Source organism: Pseudomonas sp. GM_Psu_1 (assembly GCF_026544185.1).
In the GTDB taxonomy this organism is placed as follows: Bacteria; Pseudomonadota; Gammaproteobacteria; order Pseudomonadales; family Pseudomonadaceae; genus Chryseomonas; species Chryseomonas oryzihabitans.
This window is the reverse complement of sequence record NZ_JALNUX010000003.1, coordinates 436,349-452,624: the sequence shown is the minus strand read 5'-3', so window position 1 is coordinate 452,624 and position 16,276 is coordinate 436,349. Positions and strand designations below refer to the sequence as shown.

The 16,276-nt window shown below is 69.2% G+C and carries 16 protein-coding genes; 10 read left to right on the top strand and 6 right to left on the bottom strand.

Annotated elements, in window-relative coordinates:
- Nucleotides 1-38: 38 nt before the first annotated feature.
- Nucleotides 39-950, top strand: a complete 912-nt coding sequence (locus tag OXS31_RS07210) for a LysR substrate-binding domain-containing protein (RefSeq protein WP_027599558.1) — start codon at nucleotides 39-41, stop codon at nucleotides 948-950.
- Here OXS31_RS07210 and OXS31_RS07205 read toward each other — a convergent pair.
- Complete coding sequence (locus OXS31_RS07205) at nucleotides 947-1,828, bottom strand: LysR family transcriptional regulator (RefSeq protein WP_267398503.1); 882 nt, start codon at nucleotides 1,826-1,828, stop codon at nucleotides 947-949. The two genes, OXS31_RS07210 and OXS31_RS07205, sit on opposite strands and share 4 nt — an antisense overlap.
- A gap of 128 nt (nucleotides 1,829-1,956) precedes the next feature.
- On the opposite strand from OXS31_RS07205, the gene OXS31_RS07200 reads away from it, so the two are divergent.
- The 3 genes from OXS31_RS07200 to OXS31_RS07190 are packed head-to-tail and all read left to right on the top strand — an operon-like array spanning nucleotide 1,957 to nucleotide 4,931.
- Nucleotides 1,957-3,267, top strand: a complete 1,311-nt coding sequence (locus OXS31_RS07200) for a citrate:proton symporter (protein WP_027602144.1) — start codon at nucleotides 1,957-1,959, stop codon at nucleotides 3,265-3,267.
- Nucleotides 3,268-4,620, top strand: a complete 1,353-nt coding sequence (locus tag OXS31_RS07195) for an acyclic terpene utilization AtuA family protein (RefSeq protein ID WP_267398502.1) — start codon at nucleotides 3,268-3,270, stop codon at nucleotides 4,618-4,620.
- Complete coding sequence (locus OXS31_RS07190; protein ID WP_027599562.1) at nucleotides 4,617-4,931, top strand: hypothetical protein; 315 nt, start codon at nucleotides 4,617-4,619, stop codon at nucleotides 4,929-4,931. The genes OXS31_RS07195 and OXS31_RS07190 overlap by 4 nt, the downstream gene beginning before the upstream one ends.
- Before the next feature lie 9 nt (nucleotides 4,932-4,940).
- Here OXS31_RS07190 and OXS31_RS07185 read toward each other — a convergent pair whose 3' ends face one another.
- Entirely contained in the window at nucleotides 4,941-5,222 is a 282-nt protein-coding gene (locus tag OXS31_RS07185; protein WP_027599563.1) for a hypothetical protein, read from the bottom strand.
- Nucleotides 5,223-5,436: 214 nt separating this feature from the next.
- Here OXS31_RS07185 and OXS31_RS07180 point away from each other — a divergent pair, with 214 nt between their 5' ends.
- Nucleotides 5,437-5,889, top strand: coding sequence for a hypothetical protein (locus OXS31_RS07180; protein ID WP_044342033.1), 453 nt, complete (start codon nucleotides 5,437-5,439; stop codon nucleotides 5,887-5,889).
- A 16-nt stretch (nucleotides 5,890-5,905) separates the two neighbouring features.
- On the opposite strand, the gene OXS31_RS07175 is transcribed toward OXS31_RS07180, so the two are convergent.
- Both OXS31_RS07175 and OXS31_RS07170 read right to left on the bottom strand, forming a co-directional pair.
- Nucleotides 5,906-6,877 carry an SDR family NAD(P)-dependent oxidoreductase gene (locus tag OXS31_RS07175; RefSeq protein WP_044342032.1) on the bottom strand — a complete coding sequence of 324 codons (972 nt, stop codon included), beginning with the start codon at nucleotides 6,875-6,877 and terminating at the stop codon, nucleotides 5,906-5,908.
- 172 nt (nucleotides 6,878-7,049) lie between these two features.
- Nucleotides 7,050-8,933 (bottom strand): sigma-54-dependent Fis family transcriptional regulator, encoded by a 1,884-nt coding sequence (locus OXS31_RS07170; protein ID WP_267398501.1) that lies wholly within the window; start codon nucleotides 8,931-8,933, stop codon nucleotides 7,050-7,052.
- A 364-nt stretch (nucleotides 8,934-9,297) separates the two neighbouring features.
- Between OXS31_RS07170 and OXS31_RS07165 the strand changes: the two genes are divergently transcribed.
- From OXS31_RS07165 to OXS31_RS07145, 5 genes are read left to right on the top strand one after another with little or no spacing between them, the layout of a single operon-like run.
- Nucleotides 9,298-10,347 carry an NAD(+)/NADH kinase gene (locus OXS31_RS07165; protein ID WP_044342029.1) on the top strand — a complete coding sequence of 350 codons (1,050 nt, stop codon included), beginning with the start codon at nucleotides 9,298-9,300 and terminating at the stop codon, nucleotides 10,345-10,347.
- Between the two features lies 1 nt (nucleotide 10,348).
- Nucleotides 10,349-11,326: a thiamine pyrophosphate-dependent dehydrogenase E1 component subunit alpha gene (locus tag OXS31_RS07160; protein WP_007158560.1), complete on the top strand. Its 978-nt coding sequence runs from the start codon at nucleotides 10,349-10,351 to the stop codon at nucleotides 11,324-11,326.
- A 25-nt stretch (nucleotides 11,327-11,351) separates the two neighbouring features.
- Entirely contained in the window at nucleotides 11,352-12,371 is a 1,020-nt protein-coding gene (locus tag OXS31_RS07155) for an alpha-ketoacid dehydrogenase subunit beta (protein WP_267398499.1), read from the top strand.
- Nucleotides 12,368-13,489 carry an acetoin dehydrogenase dihydrolipoyllysine-residue acetyltransferase subunit gene (locus OXS31_RS07150; protein ID WP_267398498.1) on the top strand — a complete coding sequence of 374 codons (1,122 nt, stop codon included), beginning with the start codon at nucleotides 12,368-12,370 and terminating at the stop codon, nucleotides 13,487-13,489. The genes OXS31_RS07155 and OXS31_RS07150 overlap by 4 nt, the downstream gene beginning before the upstream one ends.
- A gap of 12 nt (nucleotides 13,490-13,501) precedes the next feature.
- Nucleotides 13,502-14,566 carry a 2,3-butanediol dehydrogenase gene (locus tag OXS31_RS07145; RefSeq protein ID WP_267398497.1) on the top strand — a complete coding sequence of 355 codons (1,065 nt, stop codon included), beginning with the start codon at nucleotides 13,502-13,504 and terminating at the stop codon, nucleotides 14,564-14,566.
- A 40-nt stretch (nucleotides 14,567-14,606) separates the two neighbouring features.
- Here OXS31_RS07145 and OXS31_RS07140 read toward each other — a convergent pair whose 3' ends face one another.
- Entirely contained in the window at nucleotides 14,607-15,185 is a 579-nt protein-coding gene (locus OXS31_RS07140) for a glutathione S-transferase family protein (RefSeq protein ID WP_267398495.1), read from the bottom strand.
- Between the two features lie 66 nt (nucleotides 15,186-15,251).
- Nucleotides 15,252-16,214, bottom strand: a complete 963-nt coding sequence (locus OXS31_RS07135; protein ID WP_267398585.1) for a class I SAM-dependent methyltransferase — start codon at nucleotides 16,212-16,214, stop codon at nucleotides 15,252-15,254.
- Nucleotides 16,215-16,276: the final 62 nt, after the last annotated feature.

Here is a 16,276-nt window from a genome sequence, read left to right as displayed (position 1 = left end):
GAGAATCGACCTCGAACTGGCCACAGGACCCGCAACTCATGGATTCCGGCAAGACGCTTTCCCTGCCACCCCTGAAAGCCCTTCAAGCCTTCGAGCAGACCGCCCGCTTCGCCAACGTCGCCCGCGCGGCCGAGCAACTGGCGCTGACGCCCTCGGCGGTCAGCCATCAGCTGGCCAAGCTCGAAGCCCTGGTGGGGCGCGCCCTCTTCGTCCGTGGCGCGCGCGGCATGACCCTGACCCCGGCCGGGGAGCAATACCTCGAAGAGGTCAGCGAGGTGCTGCACCGGCTGGCCATGGCCACGGATCGCGCCGCCAGCGATGCCGGCCTGGAATGCCTGCGCCTGCACTCGGCGCCGAGCTTCGGCCTGCTCTGGCTGATGCCACGGCTGGAACAGTTCCGCCAGAGCCATCCCGACCTGCAGATCAATCTCTCCTGCTCCTACGAATCCCTGCACTTCAGCCGCGACAAGGTCGACATCGACATCCGCCACGGCCTGCCCAGCTGGCCGAACCTGGAGATCCGCACCCTGCAGCGCGAGCGCCTGGCGGTCCTGGCCGCGCCGCAGTTGCTGGAAAAACGCCCGATCCAGTCGCCGGCGGATCTGCTGCACAGCGAGCTGATCCTGTCCGAGGCCACCCTGATGAAGTGGCCCAACTGGTTCGCCCAGCAAGGCCTGGCGCTGCCGGAACGCCCCTACACCCTGAGTTTCGATCGCTCCTACATGACCCTGGAAGCCGCCCGCCATGGCCTGGGCTTCGCCCTGGAGAGCACGGTGCTGGCAGCGGACTATCTGGCCCGCGGTGATCTGGTGCGGGTGCTGCCTCAGGATGACGACCTGCCGGTGGCCGCTCACCACCTGGTGTTTCCCCGGGCGCACTCGCGCTACGCCCGGGTGCGGCGCTTTCTGGACTGGCTGCAACAGGAGCTGGGCCAGCCCTTCGAGTACTAGAGCACCTGCAGCCGCTCCCTGAGCAAGTCGACGAAGGCCTGGGCCGTCGGGGTCAGGCTGCGGCCGGTGGGGGTCAGGATGCCCAGCGGCCGGGCCAGGCTCTCGCCGCGGACCGGCAGGGCCACCACCGGGGCCTCGCCACCCGCCGATTCCGGCAGCAGGGCCAGGCCCTGCCCGGCCGCCACCAGGGCCAGCAGGGTGCTCATGTAGTTGGCCTCCAGGGCCGCCACCAGGCGCAGGCCGGCGGCGGCGAAGGCGAAGTCCAGGCACTCGCGCACGCTGCTGTCACGCCCCGTGAGCAGCAGGGGCACGGCGTCGAGTTCGGCCAGGGTGATCTCGGTGCGGCCTGCCCAGGGATGGTCGCGGGGGACGAACAGCTGCAGGTGATCGACGTACAGCGGCTGGAAGTCCAGGCCCACGGCCCGTGGGCGGACGCCAATACCCAGGTCCACCTGCCCTTCCCTGACCAGCGCCTCGACCCGGCCGGCCACCACGTCCTGCAGGCGCACCTCGATGGCCGGATGACGGGCCTGGAAGGTCTTCAGCAACTCGGGAAAGGGTCCCATGAAAAAGGACGGCAAGGCCGCCAGGGTGATCCGCCCGCGGCGCAGGCCGGCCAGGTCCCGGGCGTGGGTCTGGACATCGCCCAGGTCAACCAGGATGCGCTCCAAGGGTCCGCGCAATTCTTCCCCGGCGGTGGTCAGCTGGACCCGCCGCGGGGTGCGCTCCAGCAGTTGCACCTCCAACCAGGCTTCGAGTTGCTGGATCTGCACGGTGAGCGCCGGGGGTGACAGGTGCAACTCCTCCGCCGCCCGGGCGAAGGAGCCCTGGCGGGCCACGGCGAGAAAGGCCTGCACATGCTGGAGCAGATTCTTCATTTTGTTTTTCTGAACGCTGCTTCGGAAGATTCCAATTTACAGGACATCGGACGTCTTCGAATACTGGACCCACAACAACAAAACCTCCCGTGCGCCCGCCTGCCGCGCCACGGTCCAAGGAGTCCGCCATGCTCGCCCTGCTCGGTGTCGTCACCATTCTCGCGTTACTCGTCGCGGTCATGAGCAAACGCGTCTCGCCCCTGGTCGCCCTGATCGTCATCCCCATCGCCGCGGCCCTGATCGGTGGCTTCGGCCTGGGCACCAGCGCCTTCATCATCGCCGGCATCAAGGGTGTCGCCCCGGTGATCGGCATGTTCGTCTTCGCCATCCTGTTCTTCGGCATCATGACCGACGCCGGGATGCTCGATCCCATCATCGACCGCATCCTGCGCACCGTCGGCACCCGGCCGACGCGCATCGTCTGCGGTAGCGCCCTGCTCGCCCTGCTGGTGCACCTGGACGGCTCCGGCGCGGTGACCTTCCTGGTGACCATTCCCGCCATGCTGCCGCTCTATACCCGCCTGGGACTGGACCGGCGCATCCTCGCCTGCGTGGCGGCCATGGCCGCCGGGGTCAACTTCCTGCCCTGGACCGGGCCGGTGCTGCGCTCGTCGGCCGCCCTGCACGTGCCGGTGGCCGATCTGTTCCAGCCGCTGATCCCGGTGCAGCTGGTGGGCCTGGCCTTCGTCTTCGCCAGCGCCTGGTGGCTCGGGCGGCGCGAGGAGAAGCGCCTGACCCTGGCCGGCCAGGCGCCCTGGCTGGCCGGCGGTGGCGCCGGTGCCGCGCCGGAGCGGGTGCTCAGCGAGGCCGAGCGTGCCTTGCGTCGCCCGCAGCGCTTCTGGATCAACCTGCTGCTGACCCTGGTGGTGATGGGCGTGATGATCGCCGGCTGGGTCGATCCAGTGGTGATGTTCATGCTTGGCACCGTGGCCGCGCTGTGCCTGAACTACCCCTCGGTGGACGCCCAGAAGGCGCGCATCGACGCCCATGCCAAGACCGCCCTGACCATGGCCAGCATCCTCTTCGCCGCCGGGGTCTTCACCGGCATCATGCAGGGCAGCGGCATGCTCAAGGCCATGGCCCAGGTGGCGGTGGCCGGCATCCCCGCCGGACATGGCCAGCTGATCCCGGCGGTGGTGGGTTTCCTCTCCATGCCGCTGAGCCTCCTGTTCGATCCGGATTCCTTCTACTTCGGCGTCATGCCGGTGATTGCGGAGGTCGGCCGCAACCTGGGCGTCGATCCGGTGCAGGTGGCCCAGGCCTCGCTGCTCGGGGTGCACACCACCGGTTTCCCGGTCAGCCCCCTGACCCCGGCGACCTTCCTGCTGGTGGGCCTGTGCAAGCTGGACCTGGCCGATCATCAGCGCTTCACCATCCCCTTCCTGTTCGCGGCCTCGGTACTGATGACCCTGACCGCCCTGCTCCTGGGAGTCTTCTAGATGAGCCGTCTTCTTCGCATCGGCTGCGGCGCCGGCTATTCCGGCGATCGCATCGAACCCGCCGTGGAACTGGCCGAGCATGGCCGGCTCGACTACCTGGTCTTCGAATGCCTGGCCGAACGCACCATCGCCCTGGCGCAACAGGCGCGGCTGGCCGATCCCGAGGCCGGTTTCGATCCGCTGCTAGAAGCCAGGATGCGCCGTATCCTGCCGCTGCTGAATAAGGCCGGACGGCCGCGCCTGCGAGTAGTCACCAACATGGGCGCCGCCCATCCCTCCGCCGCGGCGCGCAAGGTCGCGGCCCTGGCGCGGGAGCTGGGCGTAACCGGTCTGAAGATCGCCGCCGTGGCCGGCGACGACGTGCTGGCGCAATTGCCCGCCGACGCCCGGCTGGACAACGGCCAGACCCTGGCCGAACTGGGCGACCGATTGATCTCGGCCAACGCCTACCTGGGCGTGGAAGGCATCGTCCAGGCCCTGCAGGCGGACGCCGATGTCATCATCACCGGGCGGGTGGCCGATCCCTCGCTGTTCCTGGCGCCGCTGGTGCATGAATTCGGCTGGGCGGCAGATGACTGGGAGCGTCGCGGACGCGGCACCCTGGTCGGCCACCTGCTGGAATGCGCCGGCCAGGTCACCGGTGGCTACTTCGCCGACCCTGGCTACAAGGACGTCCCCGACCTCGCCCGTCTGGGCTTTCCCCTGGCCGAGGTGGACGCCGACGGCCAGGCGACCCTGACCAAGGTCGCCGGCTCCGGCGGCTGCGTAACCCCGGCGACCTGCACCGAACAACTGCTCTATGAGGTCCACGACCCGGCGGCCTACCTGACGCCGGACGTCACCGCCGACTTTTCCGGCGTCGCCCTGGAGCAGTCCGCACCCGACCGGGTCGCGGTCAGCGGGGCCCGGGGCAAGCCGCGCCCGGAACAGCTCAAGGTCTCGGTGGGCTATCGCGACGGCTGGCATGGCGAAGGCCAGATCTCCTACGCCGGTCCAGGTGCCGTGGGCCGGGCCAGGCTGGCGGCTGACGTGGTGCGCGAACGCCTGCAACTCTGTGGTGTACCGGTCGAGGAATTGCGCTGCGAACTGATCGGCTGCGACGCCCTGCACGGCGCCACCTTAGCGGGCCGGGCCAGCGGCGAACCCTGGGAGGTGCGCCTGCGCGTCGTCGGCCGCTGCGCCAGCCGGGCGGCGGCGGTGCAGATCGGCAACGAGGTGGAAACCCTGTACACCAATGGCCCGGCTGGCGGTGGCGGCGCCACCAAGGCGGTCCGCGAGATCATCGCCGTGGCCTCGCTGCTGTGGCCGCGTGCGGCCGTCACCCCTGCCCTGGAGCTGGAGACGCTGCCATGAAATTGCGCGAGATCGCCCACGTCCGTACCGGCGACAAGGGGGACATTTCGAACATGGCGGTGATCGCCTATCGCCGCGAAGACTTCGACCGCCTGCGCCAGGCGCTTACCGCGGAACGGGTCGCCGCCTGGTTCGCCGACAGTCGCCCGGCCGATGCCGCGCCGGTGCGCCGCTACGAATTGCCGGCCCTGGGCGCGCTGAACTTCGTGCTGCCCGGTGCCCTGCGCGGCGGCGTCACCCGCTCGCTGGCGCTGGACGCCCACGGCAAGGGCCTGGGTGCGGCGCTGCTGGATCTGGAGCTGGAGGACTAGAGACGCCGCTCAACCCGGAGTACCGACCCCCGCGCAGGGCAGCCGCGTCAGCAGAACGGTATCCTTGTCGAGGGGCACCTGGGCACCCTTGCGTCTGAGTTCGTTGATGGCGTGCAGCAGGATCAGATTGACCTGTTCCACCTCACGCATGTCGTCCGCCTTCAGCAGGCGCGACACCCGCACATTGCGATCGGCCTCGATGAGGGTGATCAGCAAGCCGTCGCTGCGCCGCTCCAGCTCGTGGCGCACGGGCGGATCGAGTTGGGCCAAGCGTTCATGCAACCTGTCCATCAGCAGGGCTCCCGGAGGAACGTCACCCTGTTCAGGCTAGCCGCCTCGGTGGAGAACGCAAGGCCTCTACTCGGGACCTGTCCGCCGACGGGAGATACCAGCGGGTTCTGAGCAGGCGCTGGCGCGGAAGCAGGACGCAAGGCTGTCACGAAGCTGCCATCCACTACCGGCACGCTGGACCTCTTGACCACCACGCCGTGGCAGAGGCCCATCCATGGATACTCGTCCCGCCATCCGTCCGCTCGATCCTTTCGCCACGCCATCGCAAAGGCTGGCGCTGGCTAACGACCTTGACCACTGCCGCTCCGCCGAGGCGCACGGCCAGTGCATCGCGCTGGCCACCCAGCGGCTGATCGTGCTCGGGCATCGGCGAATCCTGCTGGTCACCGCCGGGGAGCCGCCAATCGCCGACTTGCAGGCTCACAGTCAGATCATGCTGGCGGAGGGGTTGCCCCTGCTGCCCTGTATGGAGCTCGATCCGGCAGCCATCCTGTGCTGGCCCGAGCTCGCCATCCGCCTGCAAGGCGCTGCTCCGACCGCCCTGCTCTGCACCCGGGCCATCCTGGCCCAGACACTCCAGACCGCCCTATACCCTGGCGCGCTACCCTCGCTGACCATCACCGGTCCTGAAGCGCGTACAGGGGCAGATAGCGCGTCCTGGCACTAGCTGGGACGTCCATGCCTTAGAAATTCGAACCCCTGATCGTCCGTCCCGCCTGATCGGGCTGCTGCAGATTACCCGAGGTGGCGGCCTTGGCCGGATTCCAGTCGATCTCGGCGCGCTGGACCGCGGCCGCGGTGAAGCGCTCGTTGAGCTCCGGCGCCAGGCGATGCCCCCAGTAGGCCAGCTTGGCCTTGTAGCCCACGGTGATTTCCTTTTGTGGCTGCAGCAGCGCGCCGACGATGGCCTGCACCGCCTTGTCCGGCGAATCCTTGGTGGGCAGGTCGGCGCGGTGCCCGGTGTAGGTGGCGGCATGGCCCCAGATCGGCGTATCCAGCGCCCAGGGCAGCACTGTCGACAGCTGGATGTTCGGCTGGCGTCCACGGCGCAATTCCTGCTGCAGCACCCGACCGAGACTGAGCACCGCGGCCTTGGATGCCGAATAGGACGCCTGGTAGGCGTGGGGAATCTCGCCGTCCACCGAGGCCACGTTGACCAGCCGGCCGTAGCCCTGGCGGCGGAAACGCTGCAGGGCCAGGTGGCTGCCGATCACCACACCCTTCACATTGGTATCCAGCAGGCGCAGGTGGTCTTCCAGGGGCACCTCTTCGAAACGCCCCACCGCCACCACGCCGGCATTGTTGATCCAGCCGTCGATGCGGCCGAAGCGCTGCTCGGCCTGCTCGGCCAGGGCGGTCATCTGCGCCACGTTGGCCACGTCGGTGGGCACTGCCAGGGCGGCCACGCCCAGGGCCTGGACCTCGACCGCGAGGGCTTCCAGCGCCTCGCTGCGCCGCGCGGCCAGCACCAGGTTGGCACCGTGCCGGGCCAGCGCCAGGGCCACGCCGCGGCCGACGCCACTGGAGGCGCCGGTCACGACGATAGTCCGGCCATTCAGCTGCTGGTGATCGATCTGCGGCGAACGCCGGGACGAGGTGCGATTCAGCAGAGCCAGGGCGGCAGGCAGGGCAAGCAACAGCGGCAGGGTACGCATCAGGGGGGCTTCCTCAGGGTCTGTGTCTGAGGTGTGACTCCTGGGCGACCGCGCTGACGTCCCGCAGCGAGACGATCGGGGCCAGCGTTGCCGGCGCCCGCCGTTTCGGTTGTCTGCGGTAACCACCGTGCCAGGGCAGCCCCTGCTGGCCATGACCGTTCGGCGGAACGCCTCAGCCCTCGGACTGGCGATGCGGCATGGCGATGCCATGCAACTTGAGCCGCCGGTAGAGGGTGGCCCGGGACATCCCCAGCGCCCGGGCGGTCGGAATCGCCTTCCAGCGATGGCGGACAAGGGCCGCCAGGATCGCCCGCCGCTCGGGGCTGTCGATCTCGGGTGGCGGCTCGGCGGCCGGCGCGTCACCCATCCGCAGACTGACCGGCAGATGATCGAGGGTGATAAGGGCGCCATCGCACAGGGCGCAGGCGTAGCGCAGCACATTGCGCAATTCGCGCACATTGCCCGGCCAGTCATGGGCCAGGATGGCCTCCTGCACCTGGGGCGCCAGCTCTGGCGCCGGACGCTTGCCGCACTCTTCTTCGAGCAGCCGCCGCGCCAGCGCCAGGCGGTCGGCACGCGCGCGCAGCGGCGGCAGCTGAAAGACGGCACCATTGAGGCGATAGAGCAGGTCTTCGCGAAACAGCCCGGCGGCGACCTGCGCCTGGAGGTCGCGGTGGGTGGCGCAGACCAGCCGCACATCCACTCGCCGCGGCTGGGCGCTGCCCACCGGCAGTACCTCGCCCTCGGCCAGCACCCGCAGCAGCCGGGTCTGCAGCGCCAGGGGCATGTCGCCGATCTCGTCGAGAAACAGGGTGCCGCCATCGGCTGCCACGATCAGACCATCGCGACCCTGGCGCTGGGCGCCGGTAAAGGCCCCCGCGGCATGGCCGAACAATTCGCTCTCGATCAGGCTTTCCGGCAGCGCCGCGCAATTGAGGGCGACGAAGGGTCGCCCGGCACGATCGCCACCCTGGTGCAGGCCGCGGGCAAAGACCTCCTTGCCGGTGCCGGTCTCGCCGGTCACCAGGATCGGCAGGCCATGGCGATAGAGCCGCAGGGCGGTCGCGAGCGCCTGGCTGACCCGGGGCTCCTCCTCGGGGTCCGCCGCACGCGGCTCGCGGACCAGCGGGATCACCATCCCAAGACGCTGACGCGGCGCCCGTACCCGGGCGTGGAAATGCGCATCGCCCAGGCGCAGGGGTTCGCCATGGTCCTCCTGCAACCGCGCCGGGGCATCGCGACCGAAGAGCTCGTCCAGGCGCTGCGGCAGATAGCCCAGCTGAGCGAGGCAGAGTTGCCGGGCTGGGCGGTTCAGACCGGTCAGGCGTCCGCTCTGATCCCAGGCCAGCAGCAATTCCGGCTGGGTGTCGAGATAGCTGGCCTGGGCGTGGCCGCAGAGCACCCAGTCGCCCCGGGCGCTGTGCATGAAGTAGGCATTCTCGATGCGCTGGGCGCTGTCGCGGGTGAACTGCTGGATCAGCAGCTGGCTGCGGCGGTCGTCCGGCGAACGCGGCGCCGAGACGTCCAGTACCCCGAGCAACTCGCCGCTCGGCGCGAACACCGGCGCGGCGGTGCAGGTCAGGCCGGTAAAGGCCACGCGGAAGTGATCGGCCTTGTGCACCGTCACCGGCGCCCGGTCGGTGAGCACCGCGGCGACCCCGCAGGTGCCCTCCTCCTGCTCGGACCAGCAGGTGCCCAGGTAGAGCCCGGCGCGGCGGCATTCGTCGTCCAGCCGATCGCTGACCCGGTAATCCAGGGTATGGCCCTGGGCGTCGGCCAGCAGCACGCAGTAGTCGGCCGCCTCGACCCGCGCATGCAGGGCGCCCAGTTCGCCGTCGGCGACGCGCAGGAAGTCTTCCGCCGCCTGCTGGTGCTGGCGCAATTCGTAGCGCGAGAGGATGCGCGGACCGCGCAGGCTGCCCGGGTCGAGTTGATACTGCTCGAAGGAACGACGCCAGGAATCGAGGATGCGCCCGGGCGGACTGGCCGTGCGCAAGGGCGCGCGCAGGGCCTGGTCGATGGCGCGGGCGTGATAGCGGGCCTGGGTAGACAACATGGGCGTCTCTCCCTGAATTCCGGTCATGGCATGGAAGGCCGGTCATTGTTCTGCCCTTCATTTAGCGCCCCCTGGCCCCGGCCTTCAAGTCCGCCGCGCCGTGAGACGAATCGTCTCAGCGTCTCGCCCTGCCGTCGCAGCCCTGAGACGCCCCGGCGCAAAGCGCCCGTCCCGCCGGACCTTGCCATCCCCTGCAAAGCCGCACCCAGCCTGGCCTGCAGCGAAACTATAGCGACCTGGCACCCGCCTTGCTCAGGGCTCTGCGACGCTCCCAAGACAACGACAAGAGGGCCAGACCCATGAGCGCACCCCGGCATCGCCGCACGGCTGCCCTGACCGATGGTCCAGGCCTCGGGAGTCAGCCATGCCCATAACCGTCGGCATCCTGCCCAACCCCGCCTCGGGGCGTGACCTGCGCCGGCTGACCGGCAATGCCGCCCTCACCTCCAGCACCGACAAGGCCGGGGTGGTGATGCGCCTGCTGGCGGCCTTTGGTGCCACCGGGGTGGAGCGGGTGCTCCTGCCGCCGGACATGACCGGTATCGCCGCCGCCGTGCTCAAGGCCAGCGGCAGTCGCCAGGCCCGCGAGCAGCGCTGGCCGGAGCTGGTGTTTCTTAATCTGCCGCTGACCCAGACCGTGGACGACACCCGCCGCGCCGCGCGGCTGTTGCTGGCCCAGGGCGCGGCGGTGATCGCCGTGCTCGGCGGCGACGGCACCCACAAGGCGGTGGCCGCCGAGGTGGGCGACCTGCCGCTCTTGACCCTGTCCACCGGCACCAACAACGCCTTTCCCGAATTGCGCGAGGCCACCAGCGCGGGCCTGGCCGGCGGCCTGGTGGCGAGTGGTCGGGTCGATCCGGCGCTGGCGCTGCGGCGCAACAAGCGGCTGCGGGTGGAGGTGCCGGAGCGCGGCATCCGTGACTGGGCGCTGGTGGACGTGGCGGTCTGTCGCCAGGCCTATCTCGGCGCCCGGGCGGTCACCCGGGTGGAGGATCTGGCCGAGGTCTTCACCACCTTTGCCGAACCCTGGGCCATCGGCCTGTCGGCCCTATGCGGTCTCTGGCATCCGGTCGCCCGCAGCGCTCCCCATGGCGGCTGGGTGCGGCTGGAGCCCGAGGCGCCGGCGCAACTGACCATCCCCCTCGCCCCCGGCGTGCTGGCCCAGGCCGGGATCGCCGCCAGCGGCCTGCTGCTGCCAGGCGAGCCACGCACCCTGTCGCTGGCCGCCGGCACCCTGGCGCTGGACGGCGAGCGGGAAATCGAATTCGGCCCCGAGGCGCGTCCACAGGTGACGCTGGACCTCGACGGCCCCCTGAGCATCGACGTGGAGCGGGTGCTGGAACTGGCGGCGCAGCAGCGCCTGCTGGTCCGCCGCTGGCCCACGTCGGCCCTCGGCAATCCTGGAGAACAATAAGATGAGCGAGACCCCAAGCGTCGAAAACCTGAGCCATGCCTACCGGGTGATGCGCACCATCCGCGCCTTCGAGGAGCGGCTGCACGTGGAATTCGCCACCGGCGAGATTCCCGGCTTCGTCCACCTCTATGCCGGTGAGGAAGCCTCGGCCGCCGGCGTCATGGCCCACTTGGGCCACGAGGACAGCATCGCCTCCACCCACCGGGGCCATGGCCACTGCATCGCCAAGGGCGTGGACGTCTACGGCATGATGGCCGAGATCTACGGCAAGAAGACCGGGGTCTGCCAGGGCAAGGGCGGCTCCATGCACATCGCCGACCTGGAAAAGGGCATGCTCGGCGCCAATGGCATCGTCGGCGCCGGCGCGCCCCTGGCCGCCGGCGCCGCCCTGGCCGCCAAGCTCAAGGGCAGCGACGCCGTGGCCGTGGCCTTCTTCGGTGATGGCGGCTCCAACGAGGGCGCGGTGTTCGAGGCCATGAACCTGGCCTCGGTGTGGAATCTCCCCTGCATCTTCGTCGCCGAGAACAATGGCTATGCCGAGGCCACCGCCTCCAACTGGTCGGTGGCCTGCGACCACATCGCCGACCGTGCGGCCGGCTTCGGCATGCCCGGGGTGACGGTGGACGGCTTCGACTTCTTCGCCGTCCATGAAGCCGCCGCGGCCGCCGTGGCCCGCGCCCGGGCCGGCGAAGGCCCCTCGCTGATCGAGGTGAAGTTCACCCGCTACTTCGGCCACTTCGAGGGCGACGCCCAGACCTATCGCGATCCCAACGAGGTCAAGCAGGCCCGCGAGCAGCGCGACTGCCTCATGCAATTCCGCGAGCGGGTGACGCGCTCCGGCCAGCTGCAACCCGCCCTGCTCGACAGCATCGACCAGGAGGTGGAACAGCTCATCGAGGACGCCGTGCGCAAGGCCAAGGCCGATCCCAAGCCTGGCCCGGAAGACCTGCTCACCGACGTCTACGTCACCTACGCCTGATCGGAAAACAACAAGGAGCGCCACCATGGCCAGAAAGATCAGCTACCAGCAAGCCATCAACGAAGCCCTGGAACAGGAGATGCGCCGCGACCCCACCGTCTTCCTCATGGGCGAGGACAACGCCGGCGGCGCCGGCGCGCCCGGCGAACAGGACGCCTGGGGCGGCGTGCTCGGCGTCACCAAGGGGCTCTATCACAAGTTTCCCGGGCGGGTGCTGGACACCCCGCTGTCGGAGATCGGCTACGTCGGCGCGGCGGTGGGCGCCGCCGCCCGTGGCACCCGGCCGGTATGCGAACTGATGTTCGTCGATTTCGCCGGCTGCTGCCTGGACCAGATCCTCAACCAGGCCGCCAAATTCCGCTACATGTTCGGCGGCAAGGCGGTCACCCCGCTGGTCTTGCGCACCATGGTCGGCGCCGGCCTGCGGGCCGCGGCCCAGCATTCGCAGATGCTGACCTCCTGGTGGACGCACATCCCCGGGCTCAAGGTGGTCTGCCCGGCCACCCCCTACGACGCCAAGGGGCTGCTGATCCAGGCCATCCGCGACAACGACCCGGTGATCTTCTGCGAGCACAAGCTGCTCTATGGCATGCAGGGCGAGGTGCCGGAAGAGTCCTATGCCATCCCCTTCGGCGAGGCCAGCTTCCTGCGCGAGGGCGACGACGTCAGCCTCATCACCTATGGCCGGATGGTGCACCTGGCCATGGACGCCGCCGCCAACCTGGCGCGCCAGGGCGTCTCTTGCGAGGTGCTCGACCTGCGCACCACGAGCCCGCTGGATAGGGACAGCATCCTGGAAAGCGTGGAAAAGACCGGTCGCGCGGTGGTCATCGACGAAGCCAATCCGCGCTGCTCGGTGGCCACCGACATCGCCGCCCTGCTCGTCGAACAGGCCTTCGACGACCTGCGCGCCCCGGTGCAGCTGGTGACCGCGCCGCACACTCCGGTGCCCTTCTCCGACGCCCTGGAAGACCTCTACATCCCCGACGCGGCCAAGATCGAGCGCGCCGTGCTGAAGATCACCCAAGGGAGGCAGGCCGCATGAGCCAGATCCATACCCTGACCATGCCCAAGTGGGGGCTATCCATGAGCGAGGGCCGGGTCAACGCCTGGCTCAAGGCCGAAGGCGACCCCATCGCCAAGGGCGATGAGGTGCTCGACGTCGAGACCGACAAGATCAGCAGCAGCGTCGAGGCGCCCTTCTCCGGCACCCTGCGCCGCTGCCTGGCCCGCGAGGACGAGACCCTGGCGGTGGGCGCCCTGCTGGCCATCGTAGTGGAAGGCGAGGCCAGCGACGAAGAGATCGACGCCGTAATCGCACGGTTCGAGGAAGACTTCGTGCCCGGCGGCGAAGACGCCGCCGAGGCCGGTCCCCAGGCCCAGCGCATCGAACTCGACGGCCGGCCGCTGCGCTATCTGGAGCGCGGTGAAGGTGGCTTGCCCGTGATGCTGATCCATGGTTTCTCCGGCGATCTGGACAGCTGGCTGTTCAACCACGAGGCCCTGGCCGCCGAGCGCCGGGTGATCGCCCTGGACCTGCCCGGCCATGGCCAGTCCGGCAAGACGCTGGCCACGGGCGACCTCGCCGAGCTGGGCGCCGCGGTGCTGGCGCTGCTCGACCATCTGGACATCCCCCGCGCCGTGCTGGTCGGTCACTCCATGGGGGGCGCCGTGGCCCTGCACCTGGCGCAGGTGGCGCCGCAGCGGGTCGCCGGCCTGGTGCTGATCGGCAGTGCCGGGCTGGGTTCGGAGATCAACGGTGACTACCTCGAAGGCTTCATCGCCGCCACCAGCCGCAACCAGCTCAAGGGCCCGGTCAGCCTGTTGTTCAGCGATCCGGGCCTGGTCACCCGGCCGTTGCTGGAGGATCTGCTGAAGTACAAGCGGCTGGAAGGCGTGGACCAGGCGCTGCACCAGCTGGCGGGTAACCTCTTCGCCAATGGCCAGCAGGCCCAGGTAATGCGCCAGGTACTGGGCGGTGAAATTCCCGCGCTGCTGATCTGGGGCAAGGCCGACGCCATCATTCCGGTCCAGCATGCCGAAGGCCTGCCCGCGGCCGTCCAGGTCGAGATCCTGGAGGGCCAGGGCCATATGGTGCAGATGGAAGCCGCCGACCGGGTCAACGCCCTGATCCAGGCCTTTCTGCCCCGCTGCGAACGCTAGAGGAGCCTCGTCATGAAAGCAGCCCGTTTCCATGCCGCCCGCGACATCCGGGTGGAAGACGTCCCGCCGCCCGGCGAACCGGGCCCCACCCAGGTGCTGGTCAGAAACCATTTCTGTGGCATCTGCGGCACCGACCTGCACGAATACCTGGGCGGGCCCATCTTCATTCCCACCGCGCCGCACAGCTACACCGGCGGCCAGGTGCCGCAGATCCTCGGCCACGAGTATTCCGGCGTGGTGGAGGCCGTGGGCAGCCAGGTGACCGCGGTGAAATCCGGTGACCGGGTCTCCATCCAGCCCATGGTCTCGCCGCGGGACGACTACTACGGCCGCCGCGGCCAGTACCAGCTCAGCGAACAGCTGGCGATCATCGGCCTGTCCCATCCCTGGGGCGGCATGGCCGAGTACTCCCTGGTGGAGGACTACAACGCCATCCCCATGCCGGACGACCTCAGCACCGCGCACGCGGCGCTGATCGAACCCACGGCGGTCACCGTCTACGCCACCCACAGGGGCGGCGTGAAACCCGGCGACAGCGTGCTGGTGGCCGGTGCCGGACCCATCGGCCAGTTGCAGGTCATGGCCGCGCGCGCTGCCGGGGCCACCCGGATCTTTCTGGTGGATCTCAACGACAACCGCCTGGAGATGGCCCGGCGCCTGGTGGACGGCCTCATCACCCTCAATCCCGGCAGCACCGATGTGCTACGCGAGGTGCGCGCCCACACCGCCGGTGGCGTCGGCGTGGACGTGGCCTTCGAATGCGTCGGCGCCGAGGCCCCGCTGGGGCTGTGCCTGGAAGCGGTGCGCCGCCAGGGCGTGGTGGTGCAGGTGGGAATGCAGGGCAAGCCGCCAGCGCTGGACGGCTTCACCCTGACCTACAAGGACGTCGACCTGCGCGGCTCCTGGTGCTACTCGACGCTGATGTGGCCCCAGGTGGCGGCCCTGATCGCCAGTGGCCAGCTGCCGGCGGAAAAGGTGGTGACCCGCCATATCGCCCTGGACGACGTGGTGGAACAGGGCTTCGAGGCCTTGCTGGACAAGGCCGGGACCCAGTTGAAGATCCTGATCGAGTTGTAGGCCTTTCCCACGCGGCCGGCCGCGTGGGGTTTTTCTCGCCCTACTGGAAGGTCGTCGCGCTAAAGCTCGGGCGTGCGGTGAGGCGCTGGTGGAAGGCCACCAGCCGTCGGTGCGCGGACCAGTCGATCTCCGGCAGGCGAAAGCTCAGGTAGTCCAGGCCGACGGCCACCAGGTAGTGGCTGAAATCGAGGTCCTGTGCATCCAGCGTGGACGTCTCCACCAAGCGCGCCAGCAGCCGGTCGATGGCCGCCAGTCCGCGGGCACCCAGCACCGAGTCATCCTGAGCCGCACCGCCATGCTTGCGGGCGATCACCGTGCCGAAGGCGGCGTCGATCAGGCCCTGGCCCAGGCCGGCCAATTGCAGGCGTTCGGCCGCGAGCGGACTGCCGCCACCCAACTGGTGCAGATGGACACAGATCAGCAGGGTCTCGCTGAGGGCGATGCCCTCGTCGGTGATCAGGACCGGGACCTTGTTGCCCGGGTTGGCTGCCAGCAAGGTCGGATCGTCGTTCCAGGGATCGCTCCACACCAGTGTCAGTCGCGCGCCGAAGCCGGCTTCGAGGGCGGTGACGCGCGCAGCGCGGGCATAGGGCGAGGCCTGGTTCAGCAGCAGTTGCATGGCGGACTCCGGGACACGGGTGGGCAATAAAGACGTGCCCGCAAGTGTAGCCGCTGGCGTACGCCCTCAGTGCGGTCGGGTCACCGTTAGGACCACGGCGGCGATGCGATCGGTATGGGCATAGACGCCGCTCTCCAGTTCTTCACCGAAGACATCCGGGTCCAGCTCGCGATAGCGCCAAGCCACGTCCTGGTCGGCCAGACGCGTGCGGACCTCTTCCAGGAAGGGATCGCGCCCCTCGACCATGGCGACGCCGGTATAGAGCAGCAGGGTGCCACCCGGGGCCAGGCGCTCCAGCGCCGTGTCGAGGATGGCCAGCGACAGGCCAGCGCCCAGCGCGCCGCCGCCATGACGATAGGCGCGCTCGCCCGGATCGACCAGATAGGGCGGATTGGACAGGATGAAGTCGAAGTCTCCGTCCACGTCCTTGAGCAGATTGCTGTAGCACGCTTGCAGATTGTCGGCTCCGGCCAGCGCGGCATTGACCCGGGTCAGTGCCAAGGCGCGCTGGTTGATGTCCACCGCCAGCACCTCGGCATCAGGCCGCGCCAGGGCGACCAGGATGGCACCGGGACCGGCGCCACTGCCGATGTCCACCGCCCGGCGGATGGTGCCGGTCTCGAAGCGCAACTGGGCTTCCAGGGCATTGGCATAGCGATAGGTATCGGGGCCGAAGAACACCGCATCGGCTTCTTCGGTGGGATAGGCGGAATGCACGAACAGCTGATCGCCCAGGCTCGATACCCGCACCCGACTGCGCCAGCCGCCGGGCACCGGGGTCAGCAGCTCGGCCGCGGCCAGGGCGTCGATGAGGGACTCCGGCAGCACCTCGCGGGAAAACGGCCGGCTCCAGCCGAAGACGCCTTGCAGATCCCGCGCCCAGGCATTGCCGGATCGGGCATTGACCCGGGCGTGAGAGGCCGGGGTCGGGGTGATGAAGTGATAGTCGGCTGCACGCAGCGTCTCGACCAGCAGCTCCAGCGCCTTGGTCGGGTCCGGGGTCGTCGCGGGGTGTTCGGGGTGTTCCATGGCCGTCACGGGCAGGTCCTTAGGTGGCAATCGAAATGGAAAAAAGGACCCTCGCGGGTCCT

Coding starts and splice junctions, on each gene's coding strand:
- OXS31_RS07180 (WP_044342033.1), top strand. CDS start 5,437: ATGGATACTCGTCCCGCCATCCGTCCGCTCGATCCTTTCGCCACGCCA.
- OXS31_RS07135 (WP_267398585.1), bottom strand. CDS start 16,214: ATGGAACACCCCGAACACCCCGCGACGACCCCGGACCCGACCAAGGCG.
- OXS31_RS07185 (WP_027599563.1), bottom strand. CDS start 5,222: ATGGACAGGTTGCATGAACGCTTGGCCCAACTCGATCCGCCCGTGCGC.
- OXS31_RS07190 (WP_027599562.1), top strand. CDS start 4,617: ATGAAATTGCGCGAGATCGCCCACGTCCGTACCGGCGACAAGGGGGAC.
- OXS31_RS07210 (WP_027599558.1), top strand. CDS start 39: ATGGATTCCGGCAAGACGCTTTCCCTGCCACCCCTGAAAGCCCTTCAA.
- OXS31_RS07140 (WP_267398495.1), bottom strand. CDS start 15,185: ATGCAACTGCTGCTGAACCAGGCCTCGCCCTATGCCCGCGCTGCGCGC.
- OXS31_RS07150 (WP_267398498.1), top strand. CDS start 12,368: ATGAGCCAGATCCATACCCTGACCATGCCCAAGTGGGGGCTATCCATG.
- OXS31_RS07170 (WP_267398501.1), bottom strand. CDS start 8,933: ATGTTGTCTACCCAGGCCCGCTATCACGCCCGCGCCATCGACCAGGCC.
- OXS31_RS07160 (WP_007158560.1), top strand. CDS start 10,349: ATGAGCGAGACCCCAAGCGTCGAAAACCTGAGCCATGCCTACCGGGTG.
- OXS31_RS07175 (WP_044342032.1), bottom strand. CDS start 6,877: ATGCGTACCCTGCCGCTGTTGCTTGCCCTGCCTGCCGCCCTGGCTCTG.
- OXS31_RS07205 (WP_267398503.1), bottom strand. CDS start 1,828: ATGAAGAATCTGCTCCAGCATGTGCAGGCCTTTCTCGCCGTGGCCCGC.
- OXS31_RS07155 (WP_267398499.1), top strand. CDS start 11,352: ATGGCCAGAAAGATCAGCTACCAGCAAGCCATCAACGAAGCCCTGGAA.
- OXS31_RS07195 (WP_267398502.1), top strand. CDS start 3,268: ATGAGCCGTCTTCTTCGCATCGGCTGCGGCGCCGGCTATTCCGGCGAT.
- OXS31_RS07200 (WP_027602144.1), top strand. CDS start 1,957: ATGCTCGCCCTGCTCGGTGTCGTCACCATTCTCGCGTTACTCGTCGCG.
- OXS31_RS07145 (WP_267398497.1), top strand. CDS start 13,502: ATGAAAGCAGCCCGTTTCCATGCCGCCCGCGACATCCGGGTGGAAGAC.
- OXS31_RS07165 (WP_044342029.1), top strand. CDS start 9,298: ATGCCCATAACCGTCGGCATCCTGCCCAACCCCGCCTCGGGGCGTGAC.